The sequence below is a fragment of the Lutibacter sp. genome (assembly GCF_046055765.1).
In the GTDB taxonomy this organism is placed as follows: Bacteria; Bacteroidota; Bacteroidia; order Flavobacteriales; family Flavobacteriaceae; genus Lutibacter.
In genome coordinates this window covers 16,262-31,750 of the sequence record NZ_JASFZF010000084.1, presented here as the reverse complement: position 1 = coordinate 31,750, position 15,489 = coordinate 16,262, and the positions used below count along the sequence as shown (strand labels likewise).

The following is a 15,489-nucleotide window of genomic DNA, read 5'->3' as shown; positions in this document are numbered from 1 at the left end:
TTTTGGAGCTTCTTCAACTACTTCAGCAACTTCTTTTTTAGCTTTCACTTTTGGAGCTTCTTCAACTACTTCAGCAACTTCTTTTTTAGCTTTCGCTTTTGGAGCTTCTTCAACTGGCTTTGCGTCATAAACAGATTGCATTCCTAATTCTTCCACTAAAATTGTATAAAAAATAGCTCTGTATTTATTTTTGTTAGACTTTCCTATTTTCTCAATAGTAGTCTCAATAGCAGCACCTAATTTTTCACTGTCTTCTAAACCTAGTTTTTTAATTAAAAAGTTCTTTTTTACAGTTTCTAATTCTTTTTTGTCGGAACTTGATACTTTCTCAGCATCATCTTTGTAAATTGAAGGACCTAATCCTTTAGTTACAGCTGCTAATAACTCTGCGTTTAAACCTAATCCTAACTTTTCGGCTTCACTTGTATAAAGCTCAATTTTTTCTTGTAATTTTGACATATTGCCAATTTAATTTTTGTATCTTATTGTTAATCAGATTTTTACACGATATTAACTTTAAGAGATTATTTATAACTATTTATCTTAAATTCCTTTTAAAATCTGTTCTCGTAAAAAGGAGTGCAAATTTAGTGAAAAGTATTGTAAATTACAATGGTAATTGTCTGAAAATTTGAAGGTTGAAGTTTTTATGGTGAGATTATCTATCAAACTAGATGTAACGTATTTTATTTTGTCAGTCTGAGCCTGTTAAAGGCTTTTAATTTCAATTTTAAAACACTTCGATAAGCTCAGTGTGACAAGTCATTTTTGGTAATATATTTTTTAACTCTTTATCCTGAACAAAGTTTAGGCATTCTTTCTATTAATATCCAAATACTTATTTAAGATATTCTCAGTCAAGCTGAAAATGACGTTGTATTTTGCCATGCTGAACTTTTTGTTTCATCATCTGTCGATTTTGAATGAGATAACGACGTCGCTAACACTCCTCGTTATGACGTTGTGTTGTATTATCGCTATAAAATTTACCCTATCCAGTTTTTAAAATCTTTTACACGTTCTCTACTCACTATAATTTCAGATTCATTAAATGAATTTAGCACTATTTTCAATCTACTATTTGAGTATGAAATAATATCTTTAATAGTATGAATGTTTACAATATATTTTCTACTTACTCTAAAGAATACTTGAGGTTCCAAAAGCTGCTCTAACTGCTCTAAAGTATCTTCTATTAAGTAATTTCTAGTATCTGTTGTATGTATATTTGTAGTTTTATTTTCACTATAAAAACATTCAATTGAAGCAGTTGAAATCAATTTTAAATGTTGACCAATTTTAACCGTAAATCTTTTTTTATAGTTTTTTTCTAAAGGCAAAATTAAATGCCAAATTAGTACTTGCCAAATGTATTTTTTTATATTTATTTATGGCGTTTTCTAGTTCATCAAGGTCAATAGGTTTTAATAAATAATCTACACTATTTAATTTAAAAGCTTTTAAAGCATATTCATCATAGGCTGTAGTAAAAATAATAGCACTTTTAACTTCAATTTCTTCAAAAATTTCAAAAGATAAACCATCCGAAAGCTGAATATCTAAAAATAATAAATCTGGGTGTTCATTATTATAAAACCAGTTTACAGCTTCTTCAACAGAATGTAACATTGTTAAAGGTTCAATCCCTATTTCGTTCAACATTCTACTTAATCTACGAGCTGCAGGTTTTTCATCTTCAATAATAACAACTTTCATACTTAGTTTTTATGATTTTACTAGATTAATTAAATTACTTTTCAAAGTTAATCTTATTCCCAAGTATCTCTTTTATCTTTATTCATTAATTCCTTTATTTTATTGTCTTCCCAATTTTTTCCTAAAATAATATCCATTCCAAAAACTCCAAACGCATGGAAAGCTAATCCGATTCCCCAAAATATAGGTGTATTGTACGATTGCCATTCCCAAAAAACTTCCCATCCACCATCTGATAAGGCTCTTGATAATAAAATAAATGCATTTACCAATAAGTAAACCATAAAGTGTACATAGAATCCTTTAATAGATTTCACTTTCTTTTTTGCTCTTAAATATTTTTGTTCTTCTGTATAATTAGTTTCCATACTATTAAAATTTATTTTTATCGTTATCCATAAACTCTCTAATCTTTTTTTCCTCCCAATCCTTACCTAGTCCTATTTTATGATTGAACACTCCAAATGCGTGAAACGCAATACCAATTCCCCAACCAAACATTGGCCACCAAAACCATAAATAATTTGGAGCTGTCATTAAGTTTATAAAAATTAAAAAAGGAATTACTAAACAGTACGATAACAAATTGTAATAGAATCCCTTTAAATTATCCACTTTTTTCTTTGCTCTTATATACTTATCTTCTTCTGTATAACTTGTTCTCATAATTTTGTTTTATTACTATTTATAAATAATCGTTGTATTTGCCAACGCACCAGCTAGTCTTTTCGTTAAAAATGTTCACTGAATATTTTATTTACACTCAATCCTATTCCCAATATTGTTTGTCATCCTCGTTCATAAACTCTTGTATTTTCCGATCCTCCCAACTACTTCCAAAGACAGGGCTAAATGCTTTAAACCCTTGAATGGTTAAACCTATCCCCCAACCAAACGCAGGGAACCAAAACCATTGTATAGTATGCGGCGTGTATTTAAAATACATAAATATTAAAAATGGAATAACAATACAGTACGCAATTAAACTTGCATAAAATCCTTTTATTTCTTCTACACGCTCCACAGCTCGTAAATATTTATTATTTTGTTGTGTATTTGATGTTTTCATTGTTTTAATTTTTTGTGTTAATAATGGTAATTTTACAATAAACTTGTTGGAAGATTTTTCAACCAAAACTTTTTTTAATGTAATTAAATGATACCTATCAATTATATTTTTCAAACCTACTTTTGTACCTTTTTCTAGTGTTGCTTTAGGGTTGAAATTATTTGAAACTATTAAGTATCCACTTTCTTCAGTTATTGTTACTTTTAGTGGGTTTTCTTCTGAAACTACATTGTGCTTAATGGTATTTTCTAATAATAATTGAAGCGATAATGGTACTATTTTTAATTCAGAATTCGTAGCTTTTTCTGGAATTTCAAATGTAACTGCATTTTCAAATCGCATTTTTAATAATTCCATATACGTTTTTGCAAAGTGCAATTCTTCATCTAATTTAATTAAATCTTTACTTTTCTGTTCCAAAACGTATCTATACACTTTAGATAACTTAGTTGTAAATTTTTCGGCTTGTTTAGGGTTTTCTCCTATTAAAGATGTTAGTACATTTAAGCTATTAAATAAAAAATGTGGATCTATCTGACTTTTTAAAGTTTCATATTTTGCAGTTTCTGTTTTGGCTACAATTTGTTGTTCGTTTACTTTTTTCTCAGTTAATGCTTTGTAAAAATAAATAGCGTGAAAAAACAAACTTGCCACCAACGTAATAATTAATCCAAAAATATAATATGTACTGGCATTTTTATCATTTATAAATTGTGCTATAGGTTTTCCTAAAATAAAAACTACTGTAATAAAACGTAGTACTATTAATCCTATCATTGTTAAAATTATAGAACCCAATACACCAATAATCAATCGTTTTACTGAGTAACCCTTCCAATTTACTTTTTCACCTAAATAATAAAAGAAATAAAAATTTATTAAAGAAAGTACAAATGCGTACATAAATTGAATGGAAAATGACAAAATTAATTCATTAATTGGTAAATTAAATCCGTTGGCAAACAACATTCTCTCAATAACAAAAATAAATAGTGCTATAATTAAAGATACTTTAAATATGTAATGGATTTTAAATTTCATATTACTTGTGGTAAAAAATTTAGTACTAATATACTTCCTTTATAGTTTATAATTTATTAATATTTTTAATAAATAAATGGTATTAATTTTTTAGTATTTTTTTTATAATTTAAATATTCTTCTCCAAAATAATCAATTAATACTTTTTCTTCAGTTTTAATTCTAATCAAAAATGCAATTGAAATTATTACAACTAAAATTATCAATGAAACCCAATTATTAAAAGACAATCCAAACCCAATAAAAGATAATAATGAAACCGCATAAGATGGATGCCTCACATATTTATAAAACCCATCGGTTTTAAGTTTGTGATTTTGTTTAATGGTAACATCTACTGTAAAAAACTTTCCTAAATCTGCAATTACTGCAAATTTTAAAATAATTCCTATACAAATAAATAAAAGTGCAACATAGTATATTGTTATATCTTTAGTTATTAAAAAATTAAAATTAGAAGCATAAACCGCTAAAAAAATTGCGAGAAAGATTAATACCCAAATTAAGTTTAAAGTACTATTATCTTTACTTTTAAACTCTTTATTTTTTGAATGTAATAACATCCTTAAAATAACTTCAGATAAAAACCAAAAAGCATAAATACCTATAAATAAAAATTTCATAATCAATAAATTAAAACCTAATCTCTAATTTAATATTTTTACCAAACACCTCAAATTTAGCTGATTCAAATTGAGGAGGTCCAAAATTCATTACATTATTTGAAGTACCATAACTTTCAATAGGAATTCCTCTTTCATCAAAATCCATTCTACCATTTTTATTTTCATCATGAAAACATAAAATTGCGTATTCGCCTTCAGGAATATTTTCAAAAACTACTGTACAAATACCATTTTCAATAGTTGAAGATTTAGCATAAAGTGGTGTAGCTTTCATAAAAGTATTTTCATTATGAAATGCAAAATGAATGTTCCCGTTATCATTTAAAACGTTAACTACAGAAACGGTAATTTTATTTCCTTCAAAATTATTCTCATTCACTTTTGTTTGCCCAAAGAATAATGTTGAAAAAAATAATGCGATTGTTAAAATAATGTGTTGCATAATAATTCAATTTTAATTTAGTTTTTATTGTTTTACACTTCAAAAGTCATATAAAAGCAAGTGTAATTAAATTTATTTTAGCCGAATTGTTATTTATGATAGATGAATTGTAAAATTGGAAGTCTATAAATAATTTTTTATTGTAAAAAGTAAAATAGTTTTACAAAAACACTAACATTCGTCATATTTTTAAATTAAAAAGTTTGTAACTTTATAAAACTTTTCACAAAAACAGTTAAATTATGAAAATATACGATGATAAACACATTAAAAACGTTGCCTTTGTAGGAGCTCATAAGAGTGGTAAAACTACACTGGCAGAAACAATGCTCTTTGAAGCTGGCTTAGTCAAACGCCGTGGTAGTGTAGAAAACAAAAACACTGTTTCAGACTATCACGAAATTGAGCAAGAAAGAGAAACTTCCATTTTTGCCACTCCACTACATACTGAATGGCGCAACTACAAAATAAACATTATTGACACTCCTGGCTTAGATGATTTCATTGGTGAAATTGCTTCAACTATGCGTGTTGCAGATTCAGTTGTTACTTTAGTAAATGCACAACAAGGTGTTGAAGTTGGTACTGAAATTATTTGGAATTATGTAGATCGTTTTTCTCGTCCAACACTATTTGTTATCAATCAAATTGACAGTCCAAATGCTGATTTTGATGAGAGTTTTAAAAGCATTATTGACTTAGTTGGAAACAATGCCGTTAAAATTCAATATCCTCTAGTTATAGATGGTGCTCAATGCATTATTGATATACTTAAAATGAAAATGTACAAATTTGGTCCTGAAGGTGGAAAACCAGAAAAATTAAAAATTCCAGCTGATCAAATAGAACTAGCAAATAAACTCAACAATGAATTGGTAGAAAAAGCTGCCGAAAATGATGAAGATTTAATGGAACTTTATTTTGATAAAGGGTCACTGAATGAAGATGAAATGCGTGAAGGAATTAAAAAAGGGATGCTAAATCATGAATTATTTCCTGTTTTTTGTATTTCTGCATTAAATGATATGGGAAGTGGTAGATTAATGGGCTTTATTGATAATGTTGCTCCTTCTGCTGCCGATTTAAAACCAGAACAAAGTGTTGAAGGTAATGATGTAGAATGTAAAGCTGATGCACCAACATCATTATTTGTTTTTAAAACTTTATATGAGCCAAACTTAGGGCAAATTAGTTTCTTTAAAGTAAAATCTGGAGAAGTTAAACAAAATGATAAGTTAGAAAATTCAAGAAATGAAGAAACCGAAATTTTAAATCAACTATTTATAATAAATGGTAAAAACCGTGAGCCTGTTGAAAAATTAAGCGCAGGTGATATTGGTGCTACATTAAAATTAAAATATACTGAAACAAACGATTCTTTAAGGACTAAAGGTTCAAATATAACTATAAAACCCATTGTTTATCCATCTCCAAGAATAAATAAAAGTGTAAATGCTGTTGACAAAAATGATGAAGAAAAATTAAATGAAGCCTTAAAAAAAATTAAAAGTCAAGATCCAACAGTAATTATCAAGTATTCTAAAGAACTCAAGCAACAAATTTTATCTTGTCAAGGAGAGTTACATTTAGCAACTATAAATTGGACTCTAAAAAAAATATACGGTATTGAAGCTAGCTTTGAACAACCAAAAATTACGTATAGAGAAACAATACAACGTTCAGCAACAACTAGCTACAAACATAAAAAACAATCTGGAGGTTCCGGTCAATTTGGTGAAGTACACATAAAAATTGAACCTTGGTATGAAGGCATGCCAGAACCTGAAGGATTCAACATTAGAAAAAAAGAAGAAGTTGAATTAGATTGGGGTGGAAAATTAGTGTTTTATAATTGTATAGTTGGTGGTGTAATTGATACACGTTACTTACCTGCAGTTTTAAAAGGATTTTTAGAAGTTATGGAAGAAGGACCACTAACAAAATCTTACGCAAGAGATATTAGAGTTATGTTATTTGATGGTAAAATGCATGCAGTAGATTCAAACGATATTTCATTTAAAATTGCTGCAGCTCACGCATTTAAAGAAGCCTTTTTAAATGCTAAACCTAAATTATTAGAACCAATTCATGAACTAATAGTTAAAGTTCCTGAAGAATTAATGGGAAATGTAATGACAGATTTACAATCAAGACGTTCAATTATTTTAGGAATGGATAGTGATGGTAAATATCAAACTATTAAAGCAAAAACACCTTTAGCAGAAATGTATAAATATTCAACTACGTTGCGTTCAATAACTCAAGGTAGAGGAAGTTTTAGCACTAAGTTTTCAAATTTCGAATTAGTTCCTAATAATGTACAAGAAGAATTAATTAAAAAAGAAGCTAAAGTTTAATATAACTTTAATTCATTTTAAAAGCCTCGTCTAAATTAATTTAAACGAGGCTTTTTAGTTAGTAGGATTCAATTAATATTTATTAATTCAATAAATTTTATAATTTTAAAGTTTTTTAGTCGGTTTAAATACTACAAGAAACTCCAAAAAGAAATATTAATTGAATTCAAATTTAACAATATTTTTAACAAAAAATCAAAGAAACTTATTAACAATTGGTTAATTAAGTAACTATAATTTATTTAATTAGTCTTTTTGTTAAATATTACATAACTCATATTAAAGTAACATATTTAACTTTTCATAGTTTAGAAATAAGTATATTTGCATCATAATTTATTACATATGAAACTTGTATTTATTACTATAGGATTATTAAGTTTAGGTGTTGCTGGGTTAGCAATTAAACTTTGGCTAAAAAAAGAAGGTAAATTTGCTGGAACTTGTGCAAGTCAGAACCCACATTTAAATAAAGAAGGTGAAGCCTGTGGATATTGTGGAAAAGTTCCTGATCATCAATGTACTAGAAAATAATAAATGGCTGAATACTTATTTATTGCTTTCATAGTAGTTTTTTGTATTCAATTTATTTATTATATTTTTATTTTCGGTTCCTTTGCTTTTCGTAAAAAAAAAATATTAAAAAGCAACTTTAATCAACCTATTTCAGTAGTAATTTGCGCAAAAAATGAAGCTCAAAATTTAAGCAAAAACCTTCCTTTTTTACTAAAACAAAATTATAATACTTTTGAGTTAGTTTTAATTAATGACTGTTCAAAGGATACTACTTTAGATGTTTTAAAAAAATTCAAAAAAGAATTTCCAACCAAAATAAAAATTATTGATGTAAAATCTAATGAGCAATTTTGGGGCAGTAAAAAATATGCACTTACTTTAGGAATTAAAGCTGCAACACACGAACACTTATTATTCACTGATGCTGATTGTAAACCAATTTCAAAAAATTGGATTTCAAAAATGGTTACTAATTTTAACAATCAACATCAACTAATTTTAGGGTATGGAGCTTATGAAAAAACAGAAAAATCTTTTTTAAATAAGTTAATACGATTTGAAACACTACTAACTGCAATTCAATATTTTTCATATTCAAAAATTGGAATCCCTTATATGGGAGTTGGCCGTAATTTAGCTTACACCAAAACACTTTTCTTAAAAAACAATGGTTTTGTAACTCATATAAAAATTAAATCGGGAGATGATGATTTATTTATTAATCAAGTTGCTACAACCCAAAATACGGTTAACTGTTATTCAAAAAATAGTTTTACTATCTCCACTCCAAAGAATACGTTTAAAGAATGGCTTCAACAAAAAAGAAGGCATGTTTCTACTGCTTCACATTACAAAAGTTATCATAAATTCTTATTAGGTATATTTTATGGTTCACAATTTCTATTTTGGTTTTTAAGTCTTCTTCTTATAAGTATTTTACACAAATGGCAACTTGTTTTAATATTGGTTTTTAGTCGTATCTTAATTCAATATTTAGTTATAGGAAGTTCAGCAAAAAAATTAAATGAAAAAGATTTAATACTACTTTCACCGTTTTTAGAACTATTTTTAATTATCACACAAATGTTTATCTTTATCAAAAATCTTATTTCAAAACCTACACATTGGTAAAAAAAAATATTGATATTACTGATTTAATTAAAAAAGCTAGAAAAAAAGACCAAAAAGCTTTTAATACTTTACTAAATACATATTGGAGTGATGTTTATAGATTTCAATTTTTAAAGACCGAAAACGAAGATGAAGCTGAAGATATAACTATTAAAACTTTTTCAAAAGCATTTGATAAAATTCATTTATATAACGAACGCTATAATTTTAAAACTTGGTTAATTTCAATTTCAAAAAATATTTTTTTAGACCATTTAAGAAAACAACGGACAGAAACAATCTCAATAAACAAAAAAGAATCTGAAGCTTATAAAATTTTCGATGAATCTCCATCTGCTGAAGATCAATTAATTATTGAACAAAATTTAGTGCAATTACGAAACTACATTAAACAGTTAAAGCCTCATTATCAGGAAATTATAAACCTTCGGTATTTTAGAGAAATGAGTTATAAAGAAATTGCAGACACACTAAATGAACCCATGAATAATATAAAAGTGAAATTACTAAGAGCGAAAAATTTATTGGCCGAAATTATAACTAAATCCAAAAAAAATTGATTACTCCTAATTTAAACTGGCTAAAAAAATTGGGACCAGGCTTACTTTTCGCAGGAGCAGCAATTGGAGTTTCACATTTAGTACAATCTACAAGAGCTGGAGCCGATTTTGGTTTTGGACTTGTTTGGGCTTTGGTTCTTATTCATATAGTTAAATATCCTTTTTTTCAATTTGGTCCGCGTTATGCAACTGCAACTGGTGAAAGTTTATTAGATGGCTATAAACGATTAGGAAAAGGTGTTCTCCTCACCTATTTTGTATTAAACTTAGCAACTATGTTTACTATACAAGCTGCAGTTACAATTGTTACGGCAGGTTTAGCAGCAAACTTATTTGGAATAACAACTAACCCAATTATTTGGAGTATCATAATTACCCTAATTTGTATTTCTTTATTAATAATTGGAAAATACAAACTACTTGATAATTTAATGAAGATTATTATAATAACATTAACTCTTAGTACAATAATAGCTTTAATTTTAGCCTATATAAATACAAGTACCATACCTAATTTTACTCAAATTCTACCAAAAGGAAGTATTGAAGTTGGTTTTTTAATTGCCTTTTTAGGTTGGATGCCTGCACCACTTGACGTATCTATTTGGCAATCTTTGTGGGCTATTGAAAAGCAAAAAGACAAAACAACTGAGTTTAACACAAAAGAAGCCATTTTTGATTTTAATATTGGTTTTACAGCCACCTTAATTTTAGGCATTTGTTTTGTTTCACTAGGAGCACTTGTTATGTTTAATTCAGGAGAAACATTTAGTGGAAGTGCTGTTCAATTTTCCCAACAATTAATTACACTTTACACTAAAAATTTAGGCCCAGAAATGTATATTTTTATTGCAGCTGCTGCCTTTACAACAATGTTTAGCACTACAATTACCACTTTAGATGCTTCACCTAGAGCAATGACAAAAGCGTTTGATTTATTAACCGGTAAATCTTTCAAAAACATGTATTGGTTTTGGATTAGTTTTCTAGCCTTAGGAACTATCCTAATTTTAATCTTCTTTATGTCGGAAATGGGTGTTCTTATTAAAATTGCAACAATTTTGTCATTTTTAACTGCACCTTTTTTTGCAATTATTAATTATGTATTAATTTCTGGAAAACATACACCAAAAAAATGGAGACCATCACTACAACTTAAAATTCTAAGTTGGTTTGGAATCTTATTTTTAATTGGTTTTAGCATTTGGTATCTTTTTAGTTTATAATTTCTTTGTACTTTTGCAGTCAATTTTCATTAAAATGTCTGAAGAAAAAATTTCAAATAAAATACAAAAACCAAAATGGTTGAGAGTTAAGCTTCCTGTTGGTAAAAAATATACTGAATTAAGGAATATTGTAGATAAATACCAACTTAATACAATTTGTACAAGTGGTAGCTGTCCTAATATGGGAGAATGTTGGACAGAAGGAACTGCAACCTTCATGATTTTAGGTAATATTTGTACACGTTCTTGTGGATTTTGTGGTGTAAAAACTGGAAGACCTGAAACTGTAGATTGGGAAGAACCTGAAAAAGTTGCTCGCTCAATTCAATTAATGAAAATTAAACATGCAGTAATAACTTCAGTAGATAGAGACGATTTAAAAGATGGTGGTTCTATTATTTGGGCCGAAACTATTAATGCAATTAGAAGAGCAAATCCAAATACAACTTTAGAAACTTTAATTCCTGACTTTCAAGGAAATAAAACAAATATTGATCGATTATTAGCGGTTGCTCCTGAAGTAATTTCACATAATTTAGAAACGGTTAGACGCTTAACACGTGAAGTTAGAATTCAAGCACGTTACGATCGTAGTTTAGAAGTTTTAAAATACATGAAAGATCAAGGACAGCGTAGAACAAAATCCGGAATTATGCTTGGCTTAGGAGAAACCGAAGCTGAAGTTATTGAAACTATGCAAGATTTAGCAAATGCCAAAGTTGATATATTAACAATTGGTCAATACTTGCAACCAAGTAAAAAACATTTACCAGTAATAGAATTTATTACTCCTGAGCAGTTTAATAAATACAAAGAAATTGGGATGGAAATGGGCTTTAAATATGTTGAAAGTGGAGCGTTAGTACGTTCTTCATATAAAGCGCAACGACATTTAGTTTAATAATAACTTAACCTATTTTAACCTTTAATTAACAATCACTCATTATTTTTGGCATAGGAATTGTAATATTTCCTTTGAAGCAAAGAACTTGCAGAACTTTGTTTTCATTATGTAAATTTTGAGTTAATTAATAAAAAAAGTGCTTTAATAGCACTTTTTTTTACAATAATATTATGATAATTTTTATTGAATCAGTTTTCCATCTTCTAACAAAATATCATAAAAATAACCATATCCAAAATCTTTATCTAGTGCTATTAAACCTTTAAAAGTAACAGTATCTCCAACTCTAATTATCTCATTTGTAGTAACTGTTAAACTTTTTTTATCTTTAAATTGAGTACCATCGCTAATATGAATCCAATTCTTATCTAAAATACCATTATTTACTTTTACAACTTTTCCTCTTACTGTAATATATTTTTTATTAAAAGAATTTTTATTTGAAAATAAAAACTCTAACGTTGTTCCATCCTTTGGCTGTTCAATTTTTATTAAATCTTCTACAACTTTATTAGTATTTGCATGAGGATTCTTTTTAGCAATTACTGATGCCTCCTCTGTAGTCCTAATATTATCAGCAAAAGTTATAAAATCAAAAGTTCTCTGTAACTCTTTACTTTCAAAATTTTTCATTACCATTCCACCATCATAATAATAAATTTCTCCAACCATTACAGGCGCTTTAGAAATGGCCATCCAATATTTTTCTTTATTTTCATTTACACTAATATAAGTATAATTACCACTATCTAAAGATTCAATAATTTGTATTTTATGAATTTTTGAAACTGTTTGAGTAGTTTTCTTTTCAATATTTGAGTAATTCGCATTTTCCTTACAAGAAAACAATAGTAAAACACTAAATAGTAGTGCTAAAAATAATATATTATTTTTCATTTTAGTAAGATTAATTATACGTAAATATAACAATTATAAAGTAGGATATTAATCACCAATTAATTTTATTTAAGCCTTTACTTTTTAAGTAGTTATTTGTTTTGCTAAAATGCTTATTTTTAAACCAATAACCTCTATTAGCGCTTAAAGGAGACGGATGTCCTGAAGTTAGTACACAATGTTTATCTATATTAATTTTTAATCCCTTCTTTTTTGCAAATCCACCCCAAAGTAAAAAAACTACATTTTCTTTCTCTTCTGAAATTTTTGAAATTACCGCATCTGTAAATTGCTCCCAACCTTTCTTTTGATGAGAACCTGCATTATGAGCTCTAACAGTAAGTGTTGCATTTAATAAAAGAACTCCTTGTTTTGCCCAACGCTCTAAATTTCCACTTTTGGGATATTCAATTCCCAAATCAGTAGTAATTTCTTTAAAAATATTAATTAATGATGGCGGATGCGTAATTCCTTCATTTACTGAAAAACACAAACCATGTGCTTGCCCAACTCCGTGATAAGGATCTTGACCAATAATTACTACTTTTAAATTGTTGAAATCACATAAATTAAATGCTTCAAAAATTTGATTCCCTTTTGGGTAGCAAGTATTGGTAGCATATTCTTCTCTTACAAACTTAGTAAGTTCTTTAAAATAAGGCTTTTCAAACTCTGGATGCAAAATATTCTCCCAGCTTTTAGCAATTTTCACTTTCATGGTGGCTATTCGTCTTAAATTTATACTTTTGTCTAGCTTTCAAAAGTAGCAATTTTTTATGAGTACTATTTCAGAAAAAACATTAATAGATTTAGAATTAGCAACCATTTTAAAAACGGTAAGTGAATTTTGTATTTCTGATTTAGGTAAAATGGAAACATTACAAATAAAACCTTTTTCTTCAATACAAAAGTTACAACCTGAATTACAGCAAGTTAATGAATATTTATCTTCGTTTGTAAATGATAACAAAATTCCGAATCATTATTTTGATGATATTCAGAAGGAAATACACTTATTAAATATTGAAAATAGTTATTTAGAACCTGCTTCATTTTTAAAAATTTTAAATACCGGCACAACTATTTTTGAATTGCTTCAGTTTTTTAAAAAATTTAAAGACTATTATCCTTTTCTTTATAATTCTTCGGAAGAAATTGAATATGAAAAAACAATAGTCCAAAATATAGAAAAAGTGATTACTGCTTATGGTGAAGTTGATGAAAAAGCATCTTCTCTACTGAGGCAAATTAGAAATGAAATAAATAGTGTGCGCTCTAAAATTGGAGGTAGTTTTACCAAAGCTTTAAGCCAATATAGCAACGCTGGGTATTTAGATGAAATACGTGAATCTGTTATTGATAATCAACGAGTTTTGGCAGTAAGCGCCATGCACCGAAGAAAAGTTAAAGGTAGTTTGGTAGGAAGTTCTAAAACGGGAAGCATTGTTTTTATTGCTCCAGAAGCAACGTTACAATTTAGCCGAGAACTTCAAAATTTAATGTATGAAGAGCATCAAGAAATTATTCATATTTTAAAAGAGTTAACAAATTCACTAAGAGTTTTTTCACCAAATTTAGATAGTTACCAAAGCTATTTAACCAAATTAGATGTTATTGCATCAAAAGCAAAATATGCACAAAAAATAAATGGAATTTTACCAAAATTAACTTCAGAAAAAAGAATTTATTTAAGAGATGCCTATCATCCTATCTTATTATTAAAAAATAATGAGCAACAACTAAAAACAGTTCCACAAACGTTAGAATTAAATAATAAACAACAAATAATAGTTATTTCTGGACCCAATGCCGGTGGAAAAAGCATTGCATTAAAAACCATTGGTTTACTTCAGGTAATGTTACAAAGTGGATTATTAATTCCTGTTCATGAACGGTCAAAAACTTGTTTTTTTGAAAAAATATTAACTGATATTGGAGATAATCAATCTATTGAAAATCAATTAAGTACCTATAGTTACCGTTTAAAAAATATGCGTAATTTCTTACGTAAATGTAATAGCAACACATTGTTTTTAATTGATGAATTTGGAACGGGTAGCGATCCTGAATTAGGTGGTGCTTTAGCTGAAATTTTTTTAGAAGAATTTTATACAAAAGGTTCTTTTGGGATAATTACTACACATTATGCTAATTTAAAAGTTTTAGCAAACGAGTTAGAAAATGTTTCCAACGCCAATATGCAGTTCGATGAAAAAACATTAGAACCAATGTACAAACTATTTATTGGACAAGCAGGGAGTTCATTTACATTTGAAGTTGCTCAAAAAAATGGAATTCCATTTAGTATAATTAACAAAGCAAAAAAACGTGTTGAAGGCGAAAAAGTTAGATTAGACAAAACCATTTCCAGGCTTCAAAAAGAACGTAATAAATTACAAAAAACTTCAGAAACACTAGATAAAGAGAAATCAAGAGCTATTGAAAAAACTGAAAGTTTACATGAAAAACAACAAAAAGTTCAGGAAAAATTAGAGAGCTTTCAAGAATTGTATGATAGCAATCAGAAAATGCTTGTTTACGGAAGAAAAACAAATGAATTACTTCATAAATACTTTCAAACAAATAATAAAAAACAGTTGATAGCTGATTTTAACAATTGGATAGTTATTGAAAAAACAAAGCATTTAAAAAAGAATCCTCCAAAACCTAAAACCAAAATACAAAAAAAACAAGTTAAGGTTGAAAAGCAAAAGGCTGAAAAAAAGTTAAAAAAAATTGAGTCTGAAGTATTAGTCGAAGTCGTAAAAGTAAGAGAAATTAAGAAAACAGCAGCAAAAAAAATAGCGAAACAAAAAGCTAGTTATATTTTTAAAACAAACGATAAAGTTAGAATTGAAGGAAGTAATTCTTGTGGAACAATTGATAAAATTGAAAAAAATAATGCTTTTATTAATTATGGGTTTTTTACTACAAAAACAACTTTAAACAAACTTGAGCTAGTTGAACCTGCCAAAAAAATAAAATAATTTATAGTAAACAAGTC

General features: G+C 27.5%; 15 protein-coding genes and 1 pseudogene. 7 read left to right on the top strand and 9 right to left on the bottom strand.

Annotated features, from left to right (window positions below):
- The 7 genes and pseudogenes from QM495_RS08680 to QM495_RS08650 form a co-directional block, all read right to left on the bottom strand.
- On the bottom strand, positions 1-459 hold a 459-nt coding region (locus tag QM495_RS08680; RefSeq protein WP_408671711.1), incomplete at its 3' end, for a DUF2853 family protein.
- 527 nt (positions 460-986) lie between these two features.
- A pseudogene (locus QM495_RS08675) lies at positions 987-1,716 on the bottom strand (LytR/AlgR family response regulator transcription factor).
- Positions 1,717-1,769: 53 nt separating this feature from the next.
- Complete coding sequence (locus QM495_RS08670; protein ID WP_408671710.1) at positions 1,770-2,084, bottom strand: 2TM domain-containing protein; 315 nt, start codon at positions 2,082-2,084, stop codon at positions 1,770-1,772.
- A gap of 4 nt (positions 2,085-2,088) precedes the next feature.
- Positions 2,089-2,382, bottom strand: coding sequence for a 2TM domain-containing protein (locus QM495_RS08665; protein ID WP_408671709.1), 294 nt, complete (start codon positions 2,380-2,382; stop codon positions 2,089-2,091).
- 103 nt (positions 2,383-2,485) lie between these two features.
- On the bottom strand, positions 2,486-3,826 hold the full coding sequence (locus QM495_RS08660) for a histidine kinase (protein ID WP_408671708.1): 1,341 nt from the start codon (positions 3,824-3,826) through the stop codon (positions 2,486-2,488).
- A gap of 65 nt (positions 3,827-3,891) precedes the next feature.
- A complete protein-coding gene (locus tag QM495_RS08655) occupies positions 3,892-4,449 on the bottom strand; it encodes a methyltransferase family protein (protein WP_408671707.1) in 558 nt (185 codons plus the stop codon).
- Positions 4,450-4,459: 10 nt separating this feature from the next.
- Complete coding sequence (locus QM495_RS08650; RefSeq protein ID WP_408671706.1) at positions 4,460-4,894, bottom strand: DUF2141 domain-containing protein; 435 nt, start codon at positions 4,892-4,894, stop codon at positions 4,460-4,462.
- A 242-nt stretch (positions 4,895-5,136) separates the two neighbouring features.
- On the opposite strand from QM495_RS08650, the gene QM495_RS08645 reads away from it, so the two are divergent.
- The 6 genes from QM495_RS08645 (at position 5,137) to lipA (ending at position 11,585) form a co-directional block, all read left to right on the top strand.
- A complete protein-coding gene (locus tag QM495_RS08645; protein ID WP_408671705.1) occupies positions 5,137-7,251 on the top strand; it encodes an elongation factor G in 2,115 nt (704 codons plus the stop codon).
- Between the two features lie 345 nt (positions 7,252-7,596).
- The gene (locus QM495_RS08640) at positions 7,597-7,785 is read left to right on the top strand and encodes a membrane or secreted protein (protein WP_408671704.1); all 189 of its coding nucleotides are present in this window, start codon (positions 7,597-7,599) and stop codon (positions 7,783-7,785) included.
- 3 nt (positions 7,786-7,788) lie between these two features.
- On the top strand, positions 7,789-8,898 hold the full coding sequence (locus QM495_RS08635) for a glycosyltransferase (RefSeq protein WP_408671703.1): 1,110 nt from the start codon (positions 7,789-7,791) through the stop codon (positions 8,896-8,898).
- Complete coding sequence (locus QM495_RS08630; RefSeq protein ID WP_408671702.1) at positions 8,892-9,458, top strand: RNA polymerase sigma factor; 567 nt, start codon at positions 8,892-8,894, stop codon at positions 9,456-9,458. Before QM495_RS08635 ends, QM495_RS08630 begins: the two co-directional genes overlap by 7 nt.
- The gene (locus QM495_RS08625) at positions 9,455-10,684 is read left to right on the top strand and encodes an NRAMP family divalent metal transporter (RefSeq protein ID WP_408671701.1); all 1,230 of its coding nucleotides are present in this window, start codon (positions 9,455-9,457) and stop codon (positions 10,682-10,684) included. The genes QM495_RS08630 and QM495_RS08625 overlap by 4 nt, the downstream gene beginning before the upstream one ends.
- Positions 10,685-10,718: 34 nt before the next feature.
- Positions 10,719-11,585: a lipoyl synthase gene (gene lipA / locus QM495_RS08620; protein ID WP_408671700.1), complete on the top strand. Its 867-nt coding sequence runs from the start codon at positions 10,719-10,721 to the stop codon at positions 11,583-11,585.
- Positions 11,586-11,768: 183 nt separating this feature from the next.
- Here lipA and QM495_RS08615 read toward each other — a convergent pair whose 3' ends face one another.
- A complete protein-coding gene (locus QM495_RS08615; RefSeq protein ID WP_408671699.1) occupies positions 11,769-12,485 on the bottom strand; it encodes a hypothetical protein in 717 nt (238 codons plus the stop codon).
- 52 nt (positions 12,486-12,537) lie between these two features.
- Complete coding sequence (locus tag QM495_RS08610) at positions 12,538-13,203, bottom strand: uracil-DNA glycosylase (protein WP_408671698.1); 666 nt, start codon at positions 13,201-13,203, stop codon at positions 12,538-12,540.
- A gap of 58 nt (positions 13,204-13,261) precedes the next feature.
- Here QM495_RS08610 and QM495_RS08605 point away from each other — a divergent pair, with 58 nt between their 5' ends.
- Positions 13,262-15,472 (top strand): endonuclease MutS2, encoded by a 2,211-nt coding sequence (locus QM495_RS08605; RefSeq protein ID WP_408671697.1) that lies wholly within the window; start codon positions 13,262-13,264, stop codon positions 15,470-15,472.
- Positions 15,473-15,489 lie beyond the last annotated feature (17 nt).

Coding starts and splice junctions, on each gene's coding strand:
- QM495_RS08615 (WP_408671699.1), bottom strand. CDS start 12,485: ATGAAAAATAATATATTATTTTTAGCACTACTATTTAGTGTTTTACTA.
- QM495_RS08635 (WP_408671703.1), top strand. CDS start 7,789: ATGGCTGAATACTTATTTATTGCTTTCATAGTAGTTTTTTGTATTCAA.
- QM495_RS08665 (WP_408671709.1), bottom strand. CDS start 2,382: ATGAGAACAAGTTATACAGAAGAAGATAAGTATATAAGAGCAAAGAAA.
- QM495_RS08645 (WP_408671705.1), top strand. CDS start 5,137: ATGAAAATATACGATGATAAACACATTAAAAACGTTGCCTTTGTAGGA.
- QM495_RS08610 (WP_408671698.1), bottom strand. CDS start 13,203: ATGAAAGTGAAAATTGCTAAAAGCTGGGAGAATATTTTGCATCCAGAG.
- QM495_RS08670 (WP_408671710.1), bottom strand. CDS start 2,084: ATGGAAACTAATTATACAGAAGAACAAAAATATTTAAGAGCAAAAAAG.
- QM495_RS08655 (WP_408671707.1), bottom strand. CDS start 4,449: ATGAAATTTTTATTTATAGGTATTTATGCTTTTTGGTTTTTATCTGAA.
- QM495_RS08640 (WP_408671704.1), top strand. CDS start 7,597: ATGAAACTTGTATTTATTACTATAGGATTATTAAGTTTAGGTGTTGCT.
- QM495_RS08605 (WP_408671697.1), top strand. CDS start 13,262: ATGAGTACTATTTCAGAAAAAACATTAATAGATTTAGAATTAGCAACC.
- lipA (WP_408671700.1), top strand. CDS start 10,719: ATGTCTGAAGAAAAAATTTCAAATAAAATACAAAAACCAAAATGGTTG.
- QM495_RS08650 (WP_408671706.1), bottom strand. CDS start 4,894: ATGCAACACATTATTTTAACAATCGCATTATTTTTTTCAACATTATTC.
- QM495_RS08660 (WP_408671708.1), bottom strand. CDS start 3,826: ATGAAATTTAAAATCCATTACATATTTAAAGTATCTTTAATTATAGCA.